21 protein-coding genes are annotated in these 23,090 nt (G+C 72.8%); 6 read left to right on the top strand and 15 right to left on the bottom strand.

Annotated elements, in window-relative coordinates; translation table 11 throughout:
• Positions 1–7: 7 nt before the first annotated feature.
• From A4E84_RS37320 to A4E84_RS37310, 3 genes are read right to left on the bottom strand one after another with little or no spacing between them, the layout of a single operon-like run.
• Entirely contained in the window at positions 8–991 is a 984-nt protein-coding gene (locus A4E84_RS37320; RefSeq protein WP_062930776.1) for an ABC transporter permease, read from the bottom strand.
• Positions 988–2,496, bottom strand: coding sequence for a sugar ABC transporter ATP-binding protein (locus A4E84_RS37315; RefSeq protein ID WP_062930775.1), 1,509 nt, complete (start codon positions 2,494–2,496; stop codon positions 988–990). Before A4E84_RS37315 ends, A4E84_RS37320 begins: the two co-directional genes overlap by 4 nt.
• Positions 2,497–2,506: 10 nt before the next feature.
• Positions 2,507–3,517, bottom strand: a complete 1,011-nt coding sequence (locus tag A4E84_RS37310; protein WP_062930774.1) for a sugar ABC transporter substrate-binding protein — start codon at positions 3,515–3,517, stop codon at positions 2,507–2,509.
• Positions 3,518–3,723: 206 nt separating this feature from the next.
• Between A4E84_RS37310 and A4E84_RS37305 the strand changes: the two genes are divergently transcribed.
• The gene (locus A4E84_RS37305; RefSeq protein WP_062930773.1) at positions 3,724–4,755 is read left to right on the top strand and encodes a helix-turn-helix transcriptional regulator; all 1,032 of its coding nucleotides are present in this window, start codon (positions 3,724–3,726) and stop codon (positions 4,753–4,755) included.
• 15 nt (positions 4,756–4,770) lie between these two features.
• Here A4E84_RS37305 and A4E84_RS37300 read toward each other — a convergent pair whose 3' ends face one another.
• The gene (locus A4E84_RS37300) at positions 4,771–5,712 is read right to left on the bottom strand and encodes a TIGR03619 family F420-dependent LLM class oxidoreductase (RefSeq protein WP_062930772.1); all 942 of its coding nucleotides are present in this window, start codon (positions 5,710–5,712) and stop codon (positions 4,771–4,773) included.
• Between the two features lie 105 nt (positions 5,713–5,817).
• On the opposite strand from A4E84_RS37300, the gene A4E84_RS37295 reads away from it, so the two are divergent.
• Positions 5,818–6,390 (top strand): MarR family winged helix-turn-helix transcriptional regulator, encoded by a 573-nt coding sequence (locus A4E84_RS37295; RefSeq protein ID WP_062930771.1) that lies wholly within the window; start codon positions 5,818–5,820, stop codon positions 6,388–6,390.
• A 14-nt stretch (positions 6,391–6,404) separates the two neighbouring features.
• On the opposite strand, the gene A4E84_RS37290 is transcribed toward A4E84_RS37295, so the two are convergent.
• From A4E84_RS37290 to A4E84_RS37245, 10 genes are all read right to left on the bottom strand, one after another.
• The gene (locus A4E84_RS37290; RefSeq protein WP_062930770.1) at positions 6,405–7,100 is read right to left on the bottom strand and encodes a gamma-glutamyl-gamma-aminobutyrate hydrolase family protein; all 696 of its coding nucleotides are present in this window, start codon (positions 7,098–7,100) and stop codon (positions 6,405–6,407) included.
• Positions 7,097–8,587 (bottom strand): aldehyde dehydrogenase, encoded by a 1,491-nt coding sequence (locus A4E84_RS37285; RefSeq protein WP_062930769.1) that lies wholly within the window; start codon positions 8,585–8,587, stop codon positions 7,097–7,099. Before A4E84_RS37285 ends, A4E84_RS37290 begins: the two co-directional genes overlap by 4 nt.
• 64 nt (positions 8,588–8,651) lie before the next feature.
• Positions 8,652–10,103 carry an APC family permease gene (locus A4E84_RS37280; RefSeq protein WP_062930768.1) on the bottom strand — a complete coding sequence of 484 codons (1,452 nt, stop codon included), beginning with the start codon at positions 10,101–10,103 and terminating at the stop codon, positions 8,652–8,654.
• A gap of 137 nt (positions 10,104–10,240) precedes the next feature.
• The gene (locus A4E84_RS37275) at positions 10,241–10,843 is read right to left on the bottom strand and encodes a TetR/AcrR family transcriptional regulator (protein WP_062931794.1); all 603 of its coding nucleotides are present in this window, start codon (positions 10,841–10,843) and stop codon (positions 10,241–10,243) included.
• A 55-nt stretch (positions 10,844–10,898) separates the two neighbouring features.
• Entirely contained in the window at positions 10,899–11,744 is an 846-nt protein-coding gene (locus A4E84_RS37270) for a fumarylacetoacetate hydrolase family protein (RefSeq protein ID WP_062930767.1), read from the bottom strand.
• Positions 11,737–12,657 (bottom strand): 3,4-dihydroxyphenylacetate 2,3-dioxygenase, encoded by a 921-nt coding sequence (locus A4E84_RS37265; RefSeq protein ID WP_062930766.1) that lies wholly within the window; start codon positions 12,655–12,657, stop codon positions 11,737–11,739. The genes A4E84_RS37270 and A4E84_RS37265 overlap by 8 nt, the downstream gene beginning before the upstream one ends.
• The gene (locus tag A4E84_RS37260) at positions 12,650–14,113 is read right to left on the bottom strand and encodes an aldehyde dehydrogenase (RefSeq protein WP_062930765.1); all 1,464 of its coding nucleotides are present in this window, start codon (positions 14,111–14,113) and stop codon (positions 12,650–12,652) included. The genes A4E84_RS37265 and A4E84_RS37260 overlap by 8 nt, the downstream gene beginning before the upstream one ends.
• A 120-nt stretch (positions 14,114–14,233) precedes the next feature.
• Positions 14,234–15,046, bottom strand: a complete 813-nt coding sequence (locus A4E84_RS37255) for an acetoacetate decarboxylase family protein (RefSeq protein WP_062930764.1) — start codon at positions 15,044–15,046, stop codon at positions 14,234–14,236.
• Positions 15,043–16,254, bottom strand: a complete 1,212-nt coding sequence (locus A4E84_RS37250; protein ID WP_062930763.1) for an NAD(P)/FAD-dependent oxidoreductase — start codon at positions 16,252–16,254, stop codon at positions 15,043–15,045. Before A4E84_RS37250 ends, A4E84_RS37255 begins: the two co-directional genes overlap by 4 nt.
• A 1-nt stretch (position 16,255) precedes the next feature.
• On the bottom strand, positions 16,256–16,444 hold the full coding sequence (locus tag A4E84_RS37245; protein ID WP_031108213.1) for a ferredoxin: 189 nt from the start codon (positions 16,442–16,444) through the stop codon (positions 16,256–16,258).
• A 335-nt stretch (positions 16,445–16,779) separates the two neighbouring features.
• On the opposite strand from A4E84_RS37245, the gene A4E84_RS37240 reads away from it, so the two are divergent.
• The 4 genes from A4E84_RS37240 (at position 16,780) to A4E84_RS37225 (ending at position 22,322) form a co-directional block, all read left to right on the top strand.
• A complete protein-coding gene (locus A4E84_RS37240; RefSeq protein WP_062930762.1) occupies positions 16,780–18,129 on the top strand; it encodes a glutamine synthetase family protein in 1,350 nt (449 codons plus the stop codon).
• Positions 18,130–18,158: 29 nt separating this feature from the next.
• Positions 18,159–19,445 (top strand): cytochrome P450, encoded by a 1,287-nt coding sequence (locus A4E84_RS37235; RefSeq protein ID WP_062930761.1) that lies wholly within the window; start codon positions 18,159–18,161, stop codon positions 19,443–19,445.
• Between the two features lie 655 nt (positions 19,446–20,100).
• Positions 20,101–21,483 (top strand): FAD-binding oxidoreductase, encoded by a 1,383-nt coding sequence (locus tag A4E84_RS37230; protein ID WP_062930760.1) that lies wholly within the window; start codon positions 20,101–20,103, stop codon positions 21,481–21,483.
• Between the two features lie 5 nt (positions 21,484–21,488).
• On the top strand, positions 21,489–22,322 hold the full coding sequence (locus A4E84_RS37225) for an alpha/beta fold hydrolase (RefSeq protein WP_062930759.1): 834 nt from the start codon (positions 21,489–21,491) through the stop codon (positions 22,320–22,322).
• A 75-nt stretch (positions 22,323–22,397) separates the two neighbouring features.
• Here A4E84_RS37225 and A4E84_RS37220 read toward each other — a convergent pair whose 3' ends face one another.
• Positions 22,398–23,009, bottom strand: a complete 612-nt coding sequence (locus tag A4E84_RS37220; protein WP_062930758.1) for a sigma-70 family RNA polymerase sigma factor — start codon at positions 23,007–23,009, stop codon at positions 22,398–22,400.
• Between the last annotated feature and the right edge of the window lie 81 nt (positions 23,010–23,090).

Below are 23,090 nucleotides of genomic sequence, written 5' to 3'. Positions count from 1 at the left end.
GGGTGGGTCAGCGCCCGGTGCGGGGTGCGAAGTACGCCAGGGCCGCGCCGGCCACCAGCGCGGTGCCCTGGGCCATCTGCTGCCAGAACGTCGGCACGTTCAGCAGGGTCAGGCCGTTCTGCAGGCCACCGAGGAAGAGCACGCCGAGCAGGACGCCGAGGATGGATCCGGAGCCGCCGGTGAGGGCGACGCCGCCGAGCAGCACCGCGGTGAGCACGGTCAGTTCGAACCCGGCGCCGGAGGTGCCGGCGACCACGCTGTCGAGCACCGACGCCTTGATGGCCCCGGCCAGGGCGGCGGCGACACCGGTGGCGACGAACAGCGCGAACGGGGTGCGGCGGATGTGGATGCCGGAGAGGTGGGCGGCCTCACGGTTGACGCCGATGGCGAAGACGTGCCGGCCGGCCGGGGTGATGGCGAGGAACAGGGCGCCCGCGGCCAGCACGAGCGCCGCGATGACGACCGGCGCGGCGATCCCGGCGACGCGGGCCCCGCCGATCCAGGCGAAGCCGGAGCCGAAGCCGCTGAGCGGCAGCGGGAACAGCTGCTGTGCCAGGCCGCGCACGGCGGTCAGCATGCCCAGGGTGACGATGAACGCGGACAGCCCGAAGTAGCAGCACAGGACGCCGTTCACCGCGCCGACCAGTGCCCCGGCCGCGAGAGCCCCGAGCAGGGCGACGGCGGGCGACTGGTGGTGCTGCCCGGCGAGCCAGCCCCCGACCAGCCCGCCGAGGGCGAGCGTGGAACCGACCGACAGGTCGAGGTAGCCGCTGATGACGAGCAGGGCCAGGGGGACGGCGACGATGGCGAGGGTCGCGGCGTCGGTGGCGATGCCGCTCAGGTTGGCCGGGTCGAGGAAGCTGCCCGTGGTCAGCTGGAAGACCAGCACCATCGCGACGAGCACGACGAGGAGCGGGTTGCGGCGTACGGCGGCGAGCCCGCCGGTGGTGATCGGGCGGGGCCGCGGGAGGGCCGGGTCGGCGGTGGTCATGCTGCTCCTTCGGCGGTCAGGGGGTCGTGAACGGCCGACAGCAGGGCCTGTTCGGTGAGTTCGGCGCCGGAGAGTTCGCCCACGATCCGGCCCCGGGCGACGATCAGGCAGCGGTCGGCGAGCGCCACGATCTCCTCGGGGTCGCTGGAGGCGAACAGCACGGCGGTGCCGCGTTCCTCGGCGTGTGCGGAGACGACCCGGTAGATCTCCTGCCGTGCCCCCACGTCGACACCCTGGGTCGGCTCGTCCAGCAGCAGCACGTCCACGTGCCGGGCCTCGTTGATCCACCGGCCGAGGACGAGCTTCTGCTGGTTGCCGCCGGAGAACGCGCCCGCCGGCAGCCGGGGCCGGGCCGGGCGCAGTCCGACGGCCGTGGCCAGCGCGCCGAACACCCGCCGCTCGGAGCGCAACGCCCGCAGCCCGTGGCGGGACAGGGGCTGGACGGAGGGCAGCAGCGCGTTGTCCTGCGCGGTCATCGAGGGGAACAGGCCCTGGGCCCGCCGGTCCGCGGGGACGAGCGCGATCCCGGCGGCGAGCGCGTCGGCGGGTCGCGCGGGGGTGACGGTGCGGTCGCCGACGCGGATCGTGCCGCCGGTGGCGCGGCGCCTGCCGTAGAGGGTCTCCAGGACGCGGGTGCGGCCCGAGCCGATGAGCCCGAACAGGCCGACGCGCTCGCCTGCGGCGACGGTGAGGTCGACGGGGCCGAAGCCGGGTCCCTGCAGCCCTTCGGCGACGAGCCGGGGCGGGGTGGGAGGTCGTCGCGACTTCCCCACGGTCTCCGTCGGCCGTCCCGCGATCGCCTCCACCAGGTCGCGCCTCTTCTGCCCCGCAACCGTCGCGTGGTGGGCCACCCGGCCGTCCCGCAGCACGGTCACGGCGTCCGCGAGCCGTTCCACCTCCCCCAGGAGGTGGGTGACGTAGACGATGGCCAGGCCCTGGGCGCGCAGGTCCTCGACGCGTTCCGCCAGGGCGTCGGTCTCCGCGCCGGACAGGGCGGCGGTCGGTTCGTCGAGGACGAGGACGGCGGCGCTGCGGCTGAGGGCCTTGGCGATCTCCACCAACTGGCGCTGTCCCATGGGCAGATCACCCACCCGGTCGCGCGGGGAGCACTTCGCGGCCACCCGCTCCAGCAGCCCGGCGGCGACCTCCTCCTGGGCGCGCCGGTCGATGCGGCCGTGCCGGGTCCACTCCTGGCCGAGGAAGATGTTCTCCGCCACGGTCAGAGCGTCGACCACGCTGAGCGTCTGGAAGATGATCGCCACGCCGGACGCGATGGACTCGCGTGGGGTGAGCCGGGTGTACGACGTCCCGCCGACCTCGATGGTGCCGGCGTCGGGCGGGTAGGCGCCGCCCAGGCACTTGATGAGGGTGGACTTGCCGGCGCCGTTGTGGCCGAGCAGGGCGTGCACCTGCCCGGCGGGGACGGTGAGGTCGACACCGTCGAGGGCCCTGACGCCGCCGAAGGACTTCGTCAGGCCGCTGATGCGGAGGTTCGTGGTCGTCATGGCGCCCGCCCTAGGCGTTCTGGGCGAGCAGGGCGTCGATCCGGGCGGTGTCGGCGCGCTGGACGAGCGTGATCGGCACCTGGGCGCTGGGGTTCGCCTTTCCGGCGGCGACCGCGCGCGGCACGTCGACGATGGCGGCGGCGATGTCCTTCGGCGCGAGGGCGGCGGAGGCCCGGTAGAACGTGCCCTGCTTGACGGCGAGGAGGGAGGGCGCGGAGCCGTCCTGGCCGCCGACGAAGGTCTTCGCGTCGTCCTTGGCCCGGCCTGCCTGCTGGAGGGCCTTGAAGCCGCCGTACGCGGCGGCGTCGGTGACGCCGAGGACGAGGTTGAGGTCGGGGTGCTTGGCGAGGATCGCCTTCGTCTTCGACAGGCCCGTGTCCGGGTCGATGGACTGCTCCCGCGCCACCACGTCGACGCCGGGTGCCGCTTCGGTGAAGGCGTCGATCATGCCCTGGGTGCGTTCGCGGCCCAGTTCGATGGTGCTGTCCGTGAGGAAGGCGATCTTGCCCTTGCCGCCGAGGTGTTCCTGGGCCCACTTCGCCGCCGCCGCGCCGAGCAGGGTGCCGCCCTCGCGGAAGCTGAAGCGGATGTCGGCGCTCTGGTGCTCCAGGGAGCCGCCGTAGGTGACCCAGATCAGGCCCGCGTCGAGGGCTGCCTTCGCGATGGGCTCGGCGGCCTCGAAGACCATGGGGAAGGACACGATCGCGGGGACCTTGCGGGCGACCCAGGTGTTGAGGTTGGTGGCCTGGGTGTCGGCACTGGCGTTGTCGCTCGTCGTCAGCAGGGAGATGCCGTGCCGCTTCGCCTGGGCGGTGGAGAGCTTCACCAGCGTGGAGTAGAGCGGGAGCTGGGTGAAGGGGTAGTCGAAACCGATCTTCGTCAGACGGGTGCCGCCGGACCGTGAGGGCTTGGCGGAGGCGGCCGTGTTCTCCGGTGCCGAGCATCCGGCGGCGGCCAGCGCGGTGGCTGCGGACAGGGCGAGGAAGTGTCTGCGCGAGGCGGTGTACGGGGCTGGGGTCATGGCGTGGGCTCTCCGAGGGGCGGGCCCGACTGGAGCGGGCGTCCGGCTGTGCCGAACAGGAAAGACCCGCCCGGTCCTCCGCACCATCCGTACAAATACCGACCGCGAGTTCGGCCGGCCTCCGGTGGACACCTTGTGCGACCCGGGCGGGCATCCTATCGTTAGACCCCAAACGACATCGCTGTCCGAGCCGCCCGGAGGCTCGCATGACCAGCCACCACCAGATCGCGGCAGCCGCCCGCATCGGCATGCTCACCCGCGAGCGCGACACCGCCTCGGCCTCCGCCCAGGCCCTTCGCGAACTCGCCCGCGCGCTGCCGCTGGACGCGGCGACCCTGCTCACGATCGACCCGCTGACCGGCTCCCACGTCCAGATCGCGAGCATCGGCTACACCGCCGAGGCCTCACAGGCCCTAGCCGGGGAGTTCGTCGCCACCCCGTGGTACCGCAACGTCGTACAGCGGGAGCTGCCGCCGTCCATCTCGGAGGACGCGGAGGACTCCGAGGACGCCGGTCCGCGCTTCCGGCACGGCTGGTTCTACGCCGAGCGGGTCCGCCCGGCCGGTTTCCGCGACGGCGTCACGGGGGCGCTGCGGCACCGGGGTCGGCTGGTGGGGCTGGTCCATCTGTCCACCGAGACCGCGGACGCCTACGACACCGACGCGCGACGGCTGCTCGCCTCCGTGATCCCCGCCCTGGCCGCCTTCGCCGACCCGCTGGCGCACGCCGGTGATCTGCACGGCCTGGCGGACACGGACGCGGCGAGCCTCGTCACCGGCGACGGCCGGGTCGTCGACCTGCCCGGGCGCGACCGGCCCCGGGTGCTGCGCGAGGAGGGCGGGTTCGGTGCGCTGCTGCACGCCTTCACCGGCACGGGCGGGCAGCGGCTGCGGCTGCTGTGGCCGGCCGGCGGAGGCTGGCGGCGGGTCGTGCTGCACCGGCATCCCGCCGGGCCGGGCCTGGCGGCGGACGCCGTGCTGGTGCGCGAGACGCCCACGGAACTGCCGTACGGGCTGAGCCCCCGGGAGCTGGAGGTGCTCACCCGGGCGGCCACGGGACAGACCAATCAGGCCATCGCGCAGGCGTTGTTCCTGTCGCCGCGGACCGTGCACAGCCATGTCGAGCACCTGCTGCGCAAGACCGGCTGCGCCTCCCGGGCCGAGGCCACGGCGCTCGCGGTGCGGGACGGGCTGTTGCGGCCGGACCCGGACCACCTGGCGCGGTTCGTCGAGCGGTGATCCGGGCCGGGGCGGTCAGGACGTCAGCGCCTCGACGCGCCGCATGACGTCGTGGCAGAACTCCCCCACGCCGCCCGGGTCGTCGATGAACTGGTTCGGCTTGACGCAGAAGGTCGTGAAGCCCTGCTCCAGCTGTTCCGGGATCACGGACAGGGCCACGCCGAGGTCCGCCGGGGAGCGGTCGTCGGGGAAGACGGCCTGCGTACCGCCGATCATCTCCAGGTCGGCGGCGTCCCGCCCGGCCGCGGACATCGCCTCCTTGAGCCCTTGCAGGTCCTCGGGCGTGGGCCGGCCGAGCGGGTGGAAGCCGTGGCCGTACCGGACGAGGCGGCGCAGGACCGGGCCGTGCAGGCGCTGGCCGCCGAACCAGAGCCGGGGGCCGTCGGGCCGGTGGGCCTTGGGTTCGAAGTACACGTCCCGGAAGGGGTAGTGCGGCCCGTCGTGGGAGATCGGGGACGGCCCCCAGGCCTTCGCCCAGATCTCCAGGTGCTCGTCGAGGAGCCGCCCGCGCCGGGTGAAGGGCACCCCGAGGGCGTCGTACTCGTCCTTGCTCCAGCTGACCGTCGGCTGCACGACGAGGCGGCCCTCGCTGATCAGGTCGAGCGTGCCGAGTTCACGGGCGAGCAGCAGGGGGTGACGCAGCGGGGCGAGGACGGCCGCGGCGGCCAGGCGCAGCCGGGAGGTGACGGAGGCGATGGCGGCGAGCAGCAGCAGGGAGTTCGGCCAGGGGGTGTGGGGGTCCTGGTTGCCGGGGAGGGCGTAGTCGCGGGGGTTTCCCATGATGCCCGCGGCCGCCGCGTCGGGGCCGAGGACGATGTGCTCGCTGACCATGACCGCGTCGAAGCCGGCGTCCTCGGCCTCGCGGGCCCAGCGGACGGCGGCGGGCAGATCGGCCCGGCCGCCGGTGAGGGTCCAGTTCTCGCTGAGGACGAGGAGCATGCGGGGAGGGCTGGGCATGACGGGTTTTCCTTTCGACTTCGTACAATTTGAGTCCGAACGACCGGACGGCCCGGGACGAGCCGCCCGTGCGTGAGACGCCGTGACCAGACGAAGGAGCCGCCCGTGCCGGGGCACCGATCCATCACCGAAGCCGAGAAGCTCGCCGCGGCGAAGCTCGGTGGCATCGCGATCCGCCGGGAGCAGATGGCGGCGGTGGCGAACATCTACCGGGCCGCGTCCGCGGTGCGGCAGCACCTGGAGAACTCGGTGCTGCGGGGTTCCGACCTGACCTGGACGGCCTTCGTGGTGCTGTGGGTGGTCTGGGTGTGGGGCGAGTCGGAGACCCGGCACGTGGCCGAGGAGGCGGGGATCTCCAAGGGCACGCTGACGGGTGTGGTGCGCACGCTGGAGTCCCGGGGCCTGCTGCGGCGGGACGGGCATCCGAGCGACGGGCGCCTGGTGCTGCTGCGCCTCACCGGCGAGGGCGAGGAGTTCATGGCGCGGGTGTTCCCGGCGTTCAACGAGGAGGAGGCCTTCGTCACCGCCGGGCTCAGCGACGCCGAGTGCCGCCGTCTCGCCGAAGGGCTGCGCAGTGTGGTGCTCCAGGTGGAGGAGCACGGCGAGGAGCGGCGGCAGTCCCTGCTCGGCGGCGCCGAGCCCGCCCCGCGGCGCAGCGGGCGGCGGCCCCGGGCCTGAGGCGCGCCGCGGCCTCACCGGGTTGCGGCCCGCACGAGCGCGTCGAACAGGCCCTGCTGGGCGGGGTCCTCGTGGGCGGTGTCCTCCGGGTGCCACTGCACGGCCGTGAACCAGCCGTCGGCGCCCGGGAGTTCGAGGGCCTCGATCGTGCCGTCGGCCGCCCGGGCCGTGACCCGCAGGTCCCTGCCCAGCCGGTCGACACGCTGGTGGTGGTAGCAGGACGCGTCGGTCTTCTCGGCACCCGCGGCCCGGGCGACGAGCGAGCCCGGTTCCAGGCCGACGGGATGCACCAGGTGCCGGTGTTCACGCTCGGGGCCGCCCATGTCCTGCTGCAGCGTGCCGCCGAGGGCGACGTTGACGACCTGGAGCCCGCGGCACACGGCGAGCAGCGGCAGCCCCGACTCCAGGGCGTGCCGGGCGACGTCGAGGTCGAAGGTGTCCTGGAGGGTGTCGACGTCGTAGACGGTGTCGTGGGTGTCGGTGGCGCCGTAGCGGGAGGGGGCGAGGTCGCCGCCGCCGGGGAGCAGGACGCCGTCGAAGCGGGCCAGCCGGGCGGCCGTGCCGGTGTCCGCCGGGTGAATGCCGGCCGGTTCGCCGCCGGCCCGCCAGACGGCCTCGACCAGGGCGCGGGCGTTGACCTCGGCGGCGTACCGGAGCGCGGAGGTCGTGGCCGAGAACCGGGCGGGGATCGCTATCAGGGGGCGGGTCACAGCTGGATCCAGGTGGTCTTGAGCTCGGTGTACTTCTCCAGGGCGTGGGCGGACTTGTCGCGGCCGTTGCCCGACTGCTTCATCCCTCCGAAGGGCACGGTCAGGTCGCCCTCCTCGTAGCAGTTGACCCAGACCGTTCCGGCCTTCAGGGCGCGCGACACCCGGTGGGCGGTGGACAGGTCGGAGGTCCACAGACCGGCGGCGAGGCCGTACTCGGTGGCGTTGGCCAGGCGGACCGCCTCGTCGAGGTCGTCGAAGGCGAGCACCGACAGGACGGGGCCGAAGATCTCCTCCCGCGCCAGTCGCGAGCCGGGGTCCACCCGGTCGAAGACGGTCGGCGCCAGGTACGTCCCACCCGTCTCGGCGAGGACGCGGTCGCCGCCGGTACGCAGCCGGGCGCCCTCGTCGACGCCGTGGCGGATGTGGTCGCGTACGCGGTCCAGGTGCGTCCGGCCGACGAGGGCGCCCATCTCCGTCTCCGGGTCGAGCGGGTCGCCCACCCGCAGTTCACGGGCCCGCCGGACCACGGCCTCGGTGACCCGCTCGGCGATCGAGGAGTGCACCAGGAGCCGGGAGGGGGCCGTGCACATCTCGCCCTGGTTGAAGAAGATGCCCCAGGCGGCGGTGGCGGCGGCCCGGTCGAGGTCGGGGGCGTCGGGCAGGACGATGTTGGGCGACTTGCCGCCGAGTTCCAGCCAGACGCGCTTGAGGTTGGAGTCGGCGGCGTAGCGCAGGAAGTGGCGGCCGACGGCGGTGGAGCCGGTGAACGCCAGGACGTCGACGTCCGGGTGAAGGCCGAGGGCGCGGCCCGCTGTGGGGCCGTCGCCGGTGACCACGTTGAGGACGCCGGGCGGAATGCCGGACTCGGTGGCGAGGCGGGCGAGCAGCAGGGCGGAGAGGGGGGAGTTCTCCGAGGGCTTGAGGACGACCGTGCAGCCGGCCGCCAGGGCCGGGGCGACCTTCCAGCCGGCCAGGGTCAGCGGGAAGTTCCAGGGGACCACCGCCCCGACCACCCCGGCGGGTTCCCGGGTGACCAGGGCGAGGGCGTCCGGGGCGGTGTGCGGGGACTCGTCGGTGAGCTTGTCCGCGAGCTGGCCGTACCAGCGGAAGGTGGTGATGGCGGCGCGCAGTTCGATGCCGTACGCGTCCGAGATCGGTTTGCCCATCTCCAGGCTGACCGTGAGGGCGAGTTCCTCGCGCCGCTCTTCGAGCAGATCGGCGAGGCGGAGCAGGGCCCGGCCGCGCTCGGCGGGCGCCAGGCGCGGCCACGGGCCGGTGTCGAAGGCACGCCGGGCGGCGGCGACGGCCGCGTCGACCTCGGCGGCGCCGCCGTCCGCGACATCGGCGACGACCCGGCCGTCCCGTGGGGACACGACCGGGAACACCGCCCCGCCGCCGGCCTCCTCGGCGCCGTCGATGTGATGGGCACCCGAGAGCTGGAACGCCTTGGCGCGGCGCAGCCACTCGTCGTGGGGGACGGCCGGCATGAGGGATCCTCCTTTGGTCTCAAACGACAGGGGCGGGGCTGTCCGTGGACGACCGCGCTCGTGGTCAGCCGTCGGTGGCCCTGCCCCGCACCCGTGCGGCGACGAGGCCCAGCGCCATGACGACCGGGACGGACAGCGTGAGCCACAGGGCGGTGGTGCGTTCGCCGCCGATGAGGGTGGTGAAGTTGGCCAGGATGAGCCAGATCGCGCCCGCGATGCCGAGCGCGCCCAGGGCGGGCGCGATCAGCGTGTTCCACGGGCGGGTGTCGAGACGGGCCCGGCGGAAGAAGACGACGACCGACACCGAGGTCAGCAGGTACAGCAGCATCATCGCCAGGACGGCGACGCCGCTGAACCAGGAGAACAGCGTCAGCACCGGGTCCTTGCCGGCCAGCGCGAAGGGCACCACCAGGAGCACGGCCAGGACCGTCTGGACGCACCCGGCGGTCCAGGGCGCGTGCCGGCGTTTGAGCCGGCACAGCCGCAGCGGCAGCAGCCGGTCACGGCCGAGGGAGAACAGGTAGCGGTTGGCCGAGTTGTGGAAGGTGAGGATGCCGGCGAAGAGGGAGGTGGCGAGCAGCACGGGCAGTACGTCGCCCACCCAGCCGCCGAAGTCGGCCGCGATGGGCGCGAAGACGAACCCGGCGCCGTCGCCGCCCTCCAGGGCCTCGCCCGCGGCCGCGGTGGCCTTGGAGGCGCCGTAGGAGGAGATGAGCATCCAGGAGACCAGCGCGAAGAAGCCGGTGACGACGACGACCGCGAGGTACGTGGCCCGCGGCACGGTCTTCTTGGGCTCGCGGGCCTCCTCGCCGTAGATGGCGGTGGCCTCGAAGCCGAACATGGAGGCCACGGCGAACATCACGGCCACGCCCGGGGCGCCGTCCAGGGCCGCGGACGGGGAGAAGCTGTCGGCGAGGCCGAGCCCCTCGGGTCCGCCGCCCTTGAAGAGGGTGACCAGGGCGAAGACCGACAGGATGCTGAACTCCGCGAGGACGAAGACGGCGAGGACCTTGGCGCCCATCTCGACACCGGCCGCCCCGAGCGCCTGGACGACGGCCATGGTGGCCAGCGTCCAGACCCACCACGGCAGATCGAGGCCGGTGTGCGTCGCGACCAGGCCGCTCACGATGGCGCCGTACAGGCCGTACATGGCGGCCTGGATGGTGCAGTAGGCGAAGAGCGCGAGACCGGCGCTGCCGGTGCCGGTGGTGCGGCCGAGGCCCTTGCCGATGTACGTGTAGAAGGCGCCCGCGTCCACCACGTGGCGGCCCATGGCGACGAAGCCCACCGAGAACAGCAGGATCACCAGGCCCGCCACCAGGTAGGCGGCGGGCACGCCGGGGCCGTTGCCGAGGGCCACGGCGATGGGGGCCGCGCCGGCGATGCCGGTCAGCGGGGCCTGGGCGGACAGGACGAAGAAGAGGATGCCCAGGACGCCGAGGGCGTTGGGCTTGAGCGTGCCTGCGGTGGGCGCGTCCGGTTTCGCCGCGTGCCGGGAGACCGTCTGACTGTCCACTCGGATCACCTGCCAGAGGGGAGGAGGATCGTTTCAGGCCAAACGAGTTGCCTCATCGTGGGGCGGAACTATCCGTTTGGCAAGGGGTGAGGGACGAGGAATTCCACCGCGGCGGAGCCGAAGGGGACCGGAGGAGGTCAGGCCTCGTCGCCGCGCCGCTCGGCGAGCAGGCGCAGCACCGAGCGCAGCTCGTCCAGGGCCTCGTCGATGATCTCGCGCTCGCCGAATACGAGCTGGTGCAGGACCAGTCCTTCCAGGGTGGCGAAGACCATCCGGGACAGGCCCTGGTCGACCGGGCCGGGCAGCATCTGGGTGAGTTCGCGCCGGGTCGCGTCAAAGTACTCGTCGTACAGCGACCGCAGGTGGGCCAGGAGCTCGGGGCGGCGCCGGGCCTCCAGCAGCAGCTCGTACTGGAACGCCTGGAGGTCCGGACCGGCCTCCACCATGTCCGTCAGCCCCACCGAGAAGTCGGCGGCCTCGCCCGTGCCCGGTTCGAGCGCGCTGCTGCTCAGGGAGGAGCGGATGGCGTGGGCCACGGCCTCCTCGATCAGCGCGTCGCGCGAGCCGAAGTGGTGCACGACCAGGCCGTGGGTGACGCCGGCCTCCTCCGCGACGGCCCGGTAGGTGAGCCTGCGCAGCCCGCCCCGGGCCACGACACGCACGGCGGCCTCCAGCAGGGCCTCACGTCCCGTGCCGTAGTTCACGCGCTTGCGGGGGCGCCGCCCGGCGGGCTCGGTCATGCCCGTGACCCTACCGGGGCGCTCGCGCCCGGCGACGGGCCGGCCGGGGCCCGCGTCAGCGGCGCGGGGGCCGGACGCCACGGAACTCCCAGTCGCCGCCGAGCGCGGTCGACAGGACTTCCTCCGACTCCGTGGGCTGGGCGCCCACGTCCGTGCGGACGGCGGTCGGGCCGGTCACGATGTGGTTGGTGAGCCGCCCCAGTCCCTCGACCTCCACCTCCACCACGTCGCCCGGCCGGACGGGCCGGGAGTTGGCGGGGGTGCCGGACAGGAGGACGTCCCCGGGGTACAGGGTGATGGTGCGGGCGATGTCGGCGACGAGGTAGTGCATGTCCCAGGTCATCTCGTCCGTGGAACCGTCCTGCACCACCTCTCCGTTGACGTACGTCCGCAGCCGCTTGCCGTGGAAGTCCCAGTCGGTGACCAGTCCGGGGCCGAGCGGGCAGAGGGTGTCGGAGCCCTTCACGCGGAGCATGGACCCGGCGTCTGTGTCGCGGAAGTCGTGCAGGCCGTAGTCGTTGGCGACGGTGTACCCGGCGATGTACTCCCCCGCCTCGGCCGGCGAGATGTTCCGCGCGGTCTTCCCGATGACGATGGCCACCTCGCCCTCGTAGTTGAGCCACTTGCAGCCCTCGGGGCGGACGATCGCGCCCTGGTGGGCGTTGAGGGCCGAGGTCGGCTTGTGGAAGTAGGTGGGGGTGTCGGGGAGCCCGATCCGGAACTCGTCGACCCTGCTGCGGTGGTTGAGGTGAACGGCGATGACCTTGGACGGCACGACCGGCGGCAGGTGCTGTGCCGTCTCGGTCTTGACGCGGCGGCCGTCCCCGGCGACGAGTTCGTCACCGTCGACGGTGACCTGGACGGCGGCGCCGTCGAGGAGGATGCGGCGGTACTCAGGCATGGGCGGACTCCTGCGCGGGGGTGTGGTCGCCGGTCCAGCCGCCGGCGGGGCGGTCGAACCAGAGGTGGGCCTGGCCGGTGCCGACGGAGTTCTCGTAGGCGCCGTACTGACGGGCCCGGGCGGCGCAGTGCCGCTCACCGAGGGCGCCGGCCATCATCAGGTAGTGGAAGAACTTCGCCTCGGGCTTGACCTTCCAGAACTCGTCCATCGTGTCGAGGACCTTGTCGTGGCGACCCTCCTTGAACCAGGCGATGCGCTCGTAGTCCGCCTCGCGGGCCTCGGAGGTGCGGATGTGCACCGGGTCGCTGGCCTCGTGGTCGCGCAGTTCGCGCAGCGGCCAGAAGGTGTGCGACAGGGCGCCGGAGGCGATGAGCAGCACCCGGCGGCCGGGCGTCGCGGCGATCCCGTCGGCGAGGGCCCGCCCGAGCCGCAGGTGGTCCTCCATGTCGCCGGTCTGGCAGACGCCGATGGTGACCCACCGCTTGTCGGGCAGTCCCTCCCCCAGGTACTTCCAGAGGTTGAGGGTGGCGTAGTAGATCGGCAGGTACTCGTCGTCGATCGGGGTGATCCAGGTGCCGTGCTCGTCGGCGAACGCGGCCACGTTGTGGGCGAGTTCGGGATCGCCGGGGAAGTCGTACGGCATCCTGCACATGCCGCGCGGGAGTTCCTCGGAGGTGAAGAGTCCGGCCCTGCGCGCCTGCGCGGTCACGACGAACTCGACGGTGGTCGCCCAGTGCGAGTCCAGGACGACGACGGTGTCGTAGTCGTCCCGCTCGAAGACGTCCCTGCGCAGCTCCCGCAGCCCGGTGACGAGGGTGATCTCCTTGCCCTCGTTGAGCTCCAGCCGGTCGGCCTCGGGCAGCACGATGGTGGGCACGTGGGCGAGCAGCCCGGCCCCGACGATCTCACCCATGATCCTTGTCCCATCCCTTCGGGGCGGTGACGGTGTTCTTCAGGTCGCAGTAGAAGTCGAAGCTCCAGGTCCCGCCTTCGCGGCCGACCCCGGACTGCCGGGAGCCGCCGAAGGGTGCCTGGAGGTCACGCACGAAGAAGCAGTTGACCCAGACGGTGCCGGCGACGAGCCGGGCGGTCACCCGCTCCGCCCGTTCCCGGTCACCGGTCGCGACGGTGGCGGCCAGACCGAACCGGGTGTCGTTGGCGAGCCGTACGGCCTCGTCCTCACCGGCGAAGGTCTGGAGGGTCAGAACGGGCCCGAAGACCTCCTCCTGCACGATCTCCGCGTCCTGCCCGACATCGGTGAGCAGTGTCGGCGCGTAGTACTGCCCGTCCCTCCGCTGCCCGCCGATGACCGCCCGCGCCCCGGCCGCGAGGGCCCGCTGCACGAAGCCTTCGATCTTCTCCAGCTGGCGCGGGTGGATGTTGGGCCCGATGTCGGTGCCCTCGTCACGCGGGTCGCCCTGCCGCAGGGCCGAGGCCTTCGCCACGAACCGGCGGGTGAACTCCTCGGCCACCGGCTCCTCGACGAGCAGCCGGGTCGCCGCCAGGCAGACCTGCCCGGCGTTGTCGTACTGCTCCACGGCGAGGTCGACGGCCAGGTCGAGGTCGGCGTCGGCGAAGACCAACAGGGGTGACTTGCCGCCGAGTTCGAGACTCAGAGGCGTGAGGTTCGCGGCGGCGGACGCCGCGATCCGCTTGGCCGTCGGCACCGACCCGGTGAAGCTGATGCGGCGCACGTCGGGGTGGGAGGTGAGCGCGTCGCCGATCTCGGAGCCGTACCCCTGGACGACGTTGAGGACACCGGCGGGCAGTCCGGCCTCCGCGGCGATGTCGGCCAGCAGGGAGGCGGTCAGCGGCGACCACTCGGCGGGCTTGAGGACGACGGTGTCGCCGGCGGCGAGGGCGGGGGCGACCTTCCACGTGGCGAGCATCAGGGGCGCGTTCCACGGCGTGATCAGCACGCAGGGACCGGCCGGGTCCCAGCTGACGTGGTTGGTGTGGCCGCGCGTCTCGAAGTCCTCGTGGCCGAGGCGGAGCAGCCAGTCGGCGAAGAACCGGAAGTTGTGGGCGACGCGGGGCATGACGCCCCGCCGGTGGGAACGGAGCAGAGCGCCGTTGTCCCTGGTCTCGACGATCGCCAGCTCTTCGATCCGCTTCTCGACGCCGTCGGCGATCGCGTGCAGGATGCGGGCGCGTTCGGCGCGCGAGGTGGCGGCCCAGTCGGGAAACGCGTCCCGGGCGGCGGCGACAGCGGCTTCGGCTTCGTCGGGCCCGCCCCGGGCGATCTCGCCGAGGGCGCTGCCGTCGATCGGAGAGTGATCGGTGAAGGTCCCGGCGGAGGCGACGCGACGCCCCCCGATCCAGTGCCGGGTGTCAACGGAAACGCCGGCGACGGTGATGGTGTCAGACATAGGAAGAGTTCCCTTCAACGCGGGGAATTGCTCGCACCCAGGGGTGCGGGGCTGTATCGATATGCGGCTCCGCCGCGTGGGCGCGAACAGCCACGACGAATCCGCACCCGACCACCGGCACTACGCGGCACCCACTCCGGACCTACCGCTCTCCAGCAGCCGCCCCCCATCCCAAACCACCCCGACCTGCCGGTAATACGCGGCGATCGGCTCCCGCACCTCCAGCCGAGCCAGCTCCTCCGTAGGCGCCTCGAAAAGCTCCAACTCCGCATCGCCCAACCAGGGTTGACCACCTTCGAAGGACGCGGCCCCGGACTCGATCAGCTCGTCGAGAGCGAGCCCCTTGCCCTTCTCGATCGACGGCAGCCACCGGTGATGGGCCATGGGGTGCGCGTTGACGAACCCGCCGCTCCCGGACGGCTCCCGCAGCGTCACCACGGCCTGCGCGAGCCGCCGGTCCGCAGCCGCCAGCGTCGCCCCGAACCGGGCCCCGGCCTCGATCCGCGGAGCGGGCCCGTAGGGATGCGGCCGCGTCTGGTGGATGGAGCCGAGCTTCTTCGGATACCCCTGGTGCAGCCCCCGCGCGATCGCGAAGTCCTTGTCCACCCAGATGTAGACGCACCGCGAGTACGTCTGCCCCCGGAACCGGCACCGCACCACCGCGAACGCCTCCTTGTACTGCGCCCGCACGGGGTCCAGCAGCTCCTCCCCCGACGCCGAGCAGGACTGCCAGTCGGCCCAGATCAGGGCGACCGCGCCCGGGTCCTCATCCGCCAACTCCAGTGGTTCGGGGAGCAGTTCACGTACGCGTGCGGGATCCGTCCGGTACTCGACGGTGAGCAGGTCACCGGAGTACCGCCAGGGCGGAGAGGGGACCAGCGACGACGCACCCGTCGCCGTCTTGGGATGGAAGTAACCACGAAGACCGGTCACGAGAGGGCTCCTTGCGGGGTGAGTGCGGGCTGCTTCAGCAGCTCGGCGCGGTACCGGGCGGCGGCCCGGGCCGCTGAGGGTCCGCCGAGCGCTACGACACCGACCAGCAGACCGTCGCGGTGGTAACCGACCAGCACGTCCCCCGCGGGGTCGCCGTCGAGCACCCGGACATCGCCGAGCCCCAGACCGGGCGCCCCGAAGGACTGCAACCGGAAGTCGTGCTGGTCGCTCCAGAAGGTGGGCAGCGGCGCGAAGGGCGGCAGACCGGTGTCGCCGCCGACGAGGACCTTCGCCGCGTGCTTGGCCGAGTCGGTCGGCACCGACCAGTGCTCGACCCGTCGCGGCACACCGTCGTAGCGGGCGTTCGGGAAGCGGGCGACATCGCCCACCGCGACGACCTCGGGCCGGCCGCCGGCGCGCAGGTGTCCGTCGGTGAGCACGCCGTCGCTCAGGTCGAGGCCGTTGCCGTCGAGCCACTCGGTGTTGGCGACCGAGCCCACGGCCTCCACCACCACGTCGGCGGGCAGCACGGACCCGTCGCTCAGCACGACGCCGGTGACACGGTCGCCGCCCCCGAACCCGGCCACGCCCGCACCGAGCACGAAGCGGACCCCGCGTTTCTCGTGCCGCGCGCGCAGTTCCCGCGCGAGCAGCTCCCCGAGCGGCCCGACCATGGGCAGGGGCAGCGGATCGACCACGGTCACCTCGGCGGCCCCGAGCCCGACGGCCGTGGCGGCGACCTCGCAGCCGATGAACCCGGCGCCGACCACGACGACCCGTACGCCGGGCCGGGTCAGCCCGTCGCGCAGCACCTGGGCGTCGTCGATGGTCCGGACCGTGTGGCGGCCTGCGACCGGCCCGGGGCAGCCCAGCCGGCGGGGCCGCATGCCGGTGGCGACGACCAGAGCGTCGTAGGGGAGCACCGCCCCGTCGTCGAGTTCGACGGTCCGGTCGGCGAGCCGGGCGGCGACGATCCTCGTGCCGAGCCGCCACTCCACGTCCGTCGCGGACGCCTTCGGCGTGAAGGCCAGCGAGGCGAAGGCCGCCTTGCCCGCGAGGACCTCCTTGGACAGCGGGGGCCGGTTGTACGGCGGGTGCGGCTCGTCGCCGATCACCGTGATCGAGCCGGTCCAGCCCGCGGCGCGCAGCTGCTCGGCGGCCCGCAGACCGCCGAGCGAGGCGCCGGCGACGACGATGCGCCCGCTCATGTCAGTCCTCGATCCGGATGGCCTGCAGCGGGCAGACGTCCGCGGCCTCCTCGACCTCGTCGCGCAGGGCGTCGTCGGGGTCGGGGACGTAGGCGAGACGGCCGTCGTCGTCCATCCGGAAGACGTCGGGTGCCGAGAAGACGCACTGGCCGTGGTCCTGGCACTTGTTCATGTCGACGACGACCTTCATGGCCGGTCCTCCTGAATGTGAGGGCGTCGAAGCGGTGGGAAACGGGGCCCGGCCGGAAGGGGCCGGGCCCCGGCCAACGGGGTGCGTGGAAAGCACCCCGAACTCGTTTGGCTTCAAACAAGGTAGGCAGGGGCAGAGGTCCGGTCAAGAGCTATCCGGATGGATAAATTCTTTCCCCGGGCCTCTTGCGGGGCCCCTCGCCCCCGCTTACCGTTTGGCGTCAAACAGCCCTGGGCGGTCATGGCTCCGCCGCGCCCGGACGCTCGCTCCCACGCCACCCGCCTCCCCGGCCCCGTGTCCCGGAGGTGTCCCGACGTCCGCCCGAGGAGACAACGGTGAGCGCTCACGATTCCGAAGAAGTCCGCCGCCACATGGACCGGCTCGCCGCCGACGGCATCGACGTGGTCCGGGTGACCTATCCCGACCTGATCGGCACCGACCGGGCGCGTGACGTGCTGCTCGAAGAGCTGCCCCGGGCCTGTGAGCACGGCCTGGCGTTCTGCCGGGCCGTCTACCACACCAGCCCGCAGGGGGACGTGGTCCCGGTCAGCGGCGGGCTGGACGCGGGGCTGCCGGACATCTGCGTCCGGCCGGACCTCGACACGCTGGTGCCGCTGCCCTGGGAACCGGGGGTGGCCGCCTGTCTCGGCGAGGTCGTCGACCCGGCGACCGGCGCGCCCGCCCCCGAGTCACCCCGCGATCTGCTGCGGTCCGTCCTCGCCCGGTGCGCCGAGCACGGACTGCGGCCGGTGGTCGGACCCGAGCTGGAGTACTTCCTGTGCGAGCCGGACGGGTCCGGCGGCTGGCGTCGCTACGCGCCCGACCCCGGGGTCGTCTACACCGCCGGTCTGCGCGCCGACCCGGACAACCACCTGCTGCGCACCCTGCGCCATGTGCGTGATCTGAAGGTCGGGGCGATCAGCGGCAACCACGAGTTCGACGGCGGCCAGATCGAGATCAACCTGGCCCACTCGGAGGCCGTGTCGGCCGCCGACCGCTCCTTCCGCTTCAAGGCCGCGATCAAGGAACTGGCCCGCAAGGAGGGCCGGCTCGCCACCTTCATGGCCAAACCCTTCAACGACGCGGGCGGCTCCGGCTTCCACCTCCATCTGTCCTGCGACGACGAGGAGGGCCGCAACTCCTTCGACGACCCGTCGGGCGCGTACGGCTTGTCCGCCACCGCCCGGCACGCCGTCGCCGGTGTCCTCGCGCACGCGCCCGCCCTCGCCGCGCTGCTCAACCCCACGGTCAACTCGTACAAACGCTTCGGCCCGGACACCCTCGCGCCCTGGCTGATCGACTGGGGGCTGGACAACCGCAGCGCCATGGTGCGCATCCCGCCCGAGCGGGGCAGCGGGGCCCGGCTCGAACTACGGCTGGGCGACGCGAGCGCCAACCCCTATCTGGCGATCGCCGGTACGGCCGCCGCCGCGCTGCTGGGCGTGCTGGCCGGCGAGGAGCCGCCCGCCCCGCTGGAGGGCTACGGCTACGACACCGCCCGCTCCGCCGTCCTGCCGCAGACCCTGTCCGCCGCGCTGGACGCGCTGGAGGCGGACACCGCCCTGACCGGACTGCTCGGCAAGGGCTTCACCACGTCCTTCCTCTCCTACAAGCGCGACGAGGTCGAACGCTTCCACCGGCACGTCACGGACTGGGAGTTCACCGAGTACGCCTACCACCTGTGACGCCCCCTGTGACGCCGAGGAGCACGCCGATGACGACCGAGACCCCGACCGACGCCGTGCGCGAGCCGCTGCCCCTGGCCGACGTGGACCTCGCCGACCTGGACCGCTTCACCGACGGGGTGACGCCCTGGCGGATGTTCCACACCCTGCGCCATGAGGACCCGGTGCACTGGCAGCCCGAGGAGGCCCCCAACTCCGGCTTCTGGGCGGTGACCCGGCACGAGGACATCATCCGCGTGGACCGCGACTCCGAGACGTTCACGTCGACGAGGTTCGTCAACCTGGAGGAGGTCGACGACGACCAGATCAAGAAGCGCGCCTCGATCCTCGAACTGGACGGGGTGCGGCACCGGGCGCTGCGCAGCGTCATCCAGCGGCAGTTCGGCGCGAACGTGATCAGCGGGTACACGGACTTCCTGCGCGGGCTGACCGCGAGGACCCTCGACGCCGCCCTCGCCAAGGGCCGCTTCGACTTCGTCGAGGACGTCTCGGCGGACTTCCCCATCAACGTGCTCGCGCGGCTGCTGGACGTGCCGCCGGAGGACAACCGGAAGCTCATCGACTGGGGCAACCGCATCATCGGGCACACCGACCCCGACTACGCGGACGTCCTGCTGCACAGCGAGGAGAGCGAGCGGTACCGCGATCTGCCCTTCCGCTCCCCCGCCTCGCTGGAGGTCTTCGAGTACGGCCGCGAGCTGGCCCGGCAGCGCCGCGGCGGCGACGGCACGGACCTGGTCTCCCGGCTGGTCAACACCACGCCCCGGGACGGAGTGCCGCTCTCCCCGCAGGACTTCGACAACTACTTCCTGCTGCTGGTCGTCGCCGGCAACGAGACGACCCGGCACACCATCTCCCACTCGATGCTGGCCCTCCTGCAGCACCCCCGTCAGCTGGCCCGCCTCCAGGAGGACCCGTCGCTGATCCCGGTCGCGGTCGAGGAGTTCCTGCGCTGGGCCTCCCCCGTCTACCACTTCCGCCGCACCGCCACGCGTGATGTCGAGCTGGGCGGCAAGCGGGTGAAGGAGGGCGACAAGGTGGTGATGTGGTTCGCCTCCGGCAACCGCGACGAGGAGGTCTTCGGCAACCCCTACGACTTCGACGTCGCGCGCCGCGACAACGACCACGTCACCTTCGGCAAGGGCAGCCCGCACCTGTGCCTGGGCAACCTGCTCGCCCGCACCGAGATCCGCATCATGTTCGAGGAACTGATCCCGCGCCTGGCGGACATCCGCCTGACCGGCGACGTGCCGCGCGTGCGCTCCAACTTCGTCAACGGCATCAAGAAGCTGCCGGTGGAGGTCACCCCGGCCTGACGCCCGCGATCACCACCCGAGTTGCGGCTCGCCCAGGACCTCGCCGCCGATGGACGCGGCGAGTTTCCGGGCGCGGGGCAGGTCGCCGAACGTGGTCACGTGCACGAAGACAGTGTGCTCCCCGGTCCAGCGGCCCCGCCGGGTCCGGTCGCCGTGGCAGACGACCTGGACACCGTCGTACGGAGGTGATCCACAGTGGCCCGCCGTCGGCTCGTCCGGCCATCTGCCGTGCCATTCGACGGCGGCCGCCCCGGCCGAGGGCGGTCGGGGCGGCCGCGCCCCGGCCGAGGGCGGTCGCGAAGCGCGCCACGACGCTCCCCGGCGGGACCTCCTCGATGATGTCGAGCGGCAGGTGCGCCTCCAGAGCCGCGTCGTCCGCCCTCGTCACGTCGAGGTCGCCCCCGGCACACCGGCCGGTCACCGGATCGGTGCACGTTTCGGCGTGCTCGGATTTGCCCATGGACCGTACCGTCACGCGCCCGAGTGCCGGACGCCACTAGGTTTCCGGCACCACCCGGCCCGGCGGCCCGCGTGCGGTGCCTCACCGCTCGGTCGCGGGCGCCCGGGAGACGGCAGAGGCTGCGGACATGCATCGTTGCGCGGTCGGCGGGAGGCTGGTGGTGTCGGCACGGTCACGCGGCCCGAGGAGATCGTCATGGACACAGCCACCCTGGAAGACATGCGGACCACGCTGCGGGGGCCGGTGATCGGCCCGCGGGACGCCGGATACGACCAGGCGCGCAAGATCTACAACGCGATGATCGACAAACGGCCCGCCGCCCTCGTGCCCTGCGCGGACGCCGCCGACGTGATGGCCGCTGTCACCTATGTCCGCGACCACGGTCTGGAACTCGCCGTGCGGGGCGGCGGGCACAGCGGTCCCGGCCTGTGCCTGGTGGACGACGGTGTGACGGTCGACCTCTCGCCGATGCGCTGGGTGCGGGTGGACCCGGAGGCGCGCACCGCCGAGGTCGGCGGCGGCAGCCACCTCGGCGACCTCGACCACGCCACGCAGGCCTTCGGTCTGGCCACCCCCACGGGCATCATCTCCATGACGGGCGTCGGAGGCCTGACCCTCGGCGGCGGCCACGGCTACCTCACCCGCAAGTACGGGCTGACCGTGGACAACCTGATCTCCGCGGACGTGGTGCTGGCCGACGGCGGCTTCGTCACCGCGAGCGAGACCGAGCACCCGGACCTGTTCTGGGCCCTGCGGGGCGGCGGCGGCAACTTCGGCATCGCGACCTCCCTCACCTACCGGCTGCACCCGGTGGGCACGGTCGGCGTCGGGGTGACCGTCTGGCCGGTCGACAGCACGCGCGAAGTCCTGGCGTGGTACCGCGAGTTCCTCCCCCAGGCACCCGAGGACGTCTACGGCTTCTTCGCCGTCCTCGTCGTCCCGCCCGGCCCGCCCTTCCCGGAGGAACTGCACGGCAAGAAGGTGTGCGGCATCGTGTGGTGCTGCACGGGCGACCTGGACGGGGTCGACGACACCCTCTCGGTGGTGAACGACGCGGGCCGGCCGGCCTTCCACTTCACGACGCCGATGCCGTACGACGCGCTGCAGGGCATGTTCGACGATCTGATCCCGACGGGCTACCAGTGGTACTGGCGGGGCGACTTCTTCGACAGCATCCCCGACGCCGCCCTGGACGTGCACCTCGCATACGGGCGGAACAACCCCACGCCGCTCTCGCTGATGCACCTCTACCCGATCGACGGCGCCGCCCACCGGGTCGGCCCGGACGACACCGCGTGGAGCTACCGCGACGCCCTCTGGTCCGGTGTCTTCGCCGGCGTCGACCCCGACCCGGCCAACGCCGAGACGATCAGGCGGTGGTGCGTGGGCTACCAGGAGGAGCTGCACCCGTTCTCGATGGGCGGCTCGTACGTGAACTTCATGGGCGCGGGCGAGGGCCAGGAGCGGGTCCGGGCGACGTACCGCGGCAACTACGACCGGCTCGCCCGGGTCAAGCGGACCTACGACCCGGACAACCTCTTCCACGCCAACCAGAACATCGAACCGGCGCGAGGGTGACGGCTATGGGTCGGACGGTCGACGCCGACGGCGTGGAACTCTGGGTGGAGCAGCGGGGCGAGGGACCCGACGTCCTGCTCGTCGCGGGGCTCGGGGACCCCGCCGAGGCATGGCTGCCACAGCTCGACGGGTTCGCGGACCGCTACCGGCTCACCGCGTTCGACAACCGCGGCGCGGGCCGCAGCCCGCTGCCCGACGGCCCGCCCTCCGTAGCGGGGATGGCCCACGACGCGGCGGCGCTGCTGCGTGCTCTCCGGGTTCCGACGGCGCACGTCGCGGGCTTCTCGGGCGGCAGTTTCATCGCCCAGGAACTGGCCCTGCGCCACCCCGGCCCGGTACGCAGCCTCGTCCTCATGAGCACGATGGCCCGCCCGGATCCCTACTTCCGGACCATGACGCGCTTCTGGAACTGGATGGTCGAACGCGCCCCGGACGAACGGGCCATGCTGGAAGCGTTCTACCTGTGGGTCTACACCCCGCGCGCCCACGCCGACGGCCTGGTCGACCGCCTCGTCGACGAGGCGCTGGCCTTCGAGCATCCGCAATCGGTCGAGGCTTTCCAGCGCCAGCTCGCGGCGTTCGCCGGCCACGACACCCTCGACCGCCTCGGCGGCATCCGCGCCCCGACCCTGGTGCTCGCCGGTGAACTCGACCTCGCCACACCACCGCGCCTCGGCCGCGCGGTCGCGGACAGCATCCCGGGGGCCGTGTTCGAGGTGCTGCCCGGGGAGGCGCATCAGCCCTTCCAGGAAGTACCGGAGGTGTTCAACGCGCGGGTCGGCGCCTTCTGGAGGGAGGTGGAGGCGCGCGACGGGAGGACAGCAGCCCGGCATGGCTGAGCATGTTGGGCGGCTGTTCACCGGCCGGTGCCCGCCGGGCAGAGGCGGCGGGCACCGTACGGTTCTCGATGGGTGTCAGGCCGCGGCGAGGGCGGGGTCCGGTTCCTCGGCCGCGGCGAGCAGGGCCAGCAGTGTCGCCCGGGCGCGGGCGACGCGGGACCGGACCGTGCCGACCGGGCAGTTGCTCAGCGCGGCGGCCTCCGCATAGGGCAGGCCGAGCAGCTGTGTGAGGACGAACGCCTCGCGGCGTTCGTCCGGCAGCCCGGCCAGCAGCTCCAGCAGCGCCACGCCGTCGTCGAAGCCGGGCAGGCCGCGCGGCTGGGCGAGTTCGGCCACCGGCTCCCAGTCCGGCAGGTCGGCCGGGCGGGGGCGTACGGCGGTGTGCCGGATGCTGTCGGCCACCGCGCGCCGGGCGATCGCCAGCAGCCAGGTCCGCGCCGAGGAGCGGCCTTCGAACCGGTGCAGGCTGCCGAGCGCCCGCAGGAACGTGTCCTGCGCCAGATCGTCCACCGCCTGCGGGTCGGCGCACAGATGGGCGACGTACCGGATGACGTCACGGTGCAGGGCGCGCACGAAGTGGTCGACGGCCGCGGAGTCGCCGCCGCGGGCGGCGAGCGCCCAGGCGGTTATCGACGCGTCGGCCGACGCCGATCTCTCGTGCGGAAGGGGCAGGGCAGGAGTGATCACCTGATGTCCTTGTCGGGTTCCGGGACCGCGAGGACGCGAGCGGGCAGGCCGTGAGGTCAGAGGTGCGCGCGTGGGTGCGCG

This window comes from Streptomyces qaidamensis (genome assembly GCF_001611795.1).
In the GTDB taxonomy this organism is placed as follows: Bacteria; Actinomycetota; Actinomycetes; order Streptomycetales; family Streptomycetaceae; genus Streptomyces; species Streptomyces qaidamensis.
Note: the sequence above shows the minus strand (reverse complement) of the source record. Positions and strands in the feature narration are given on the sequence as shown.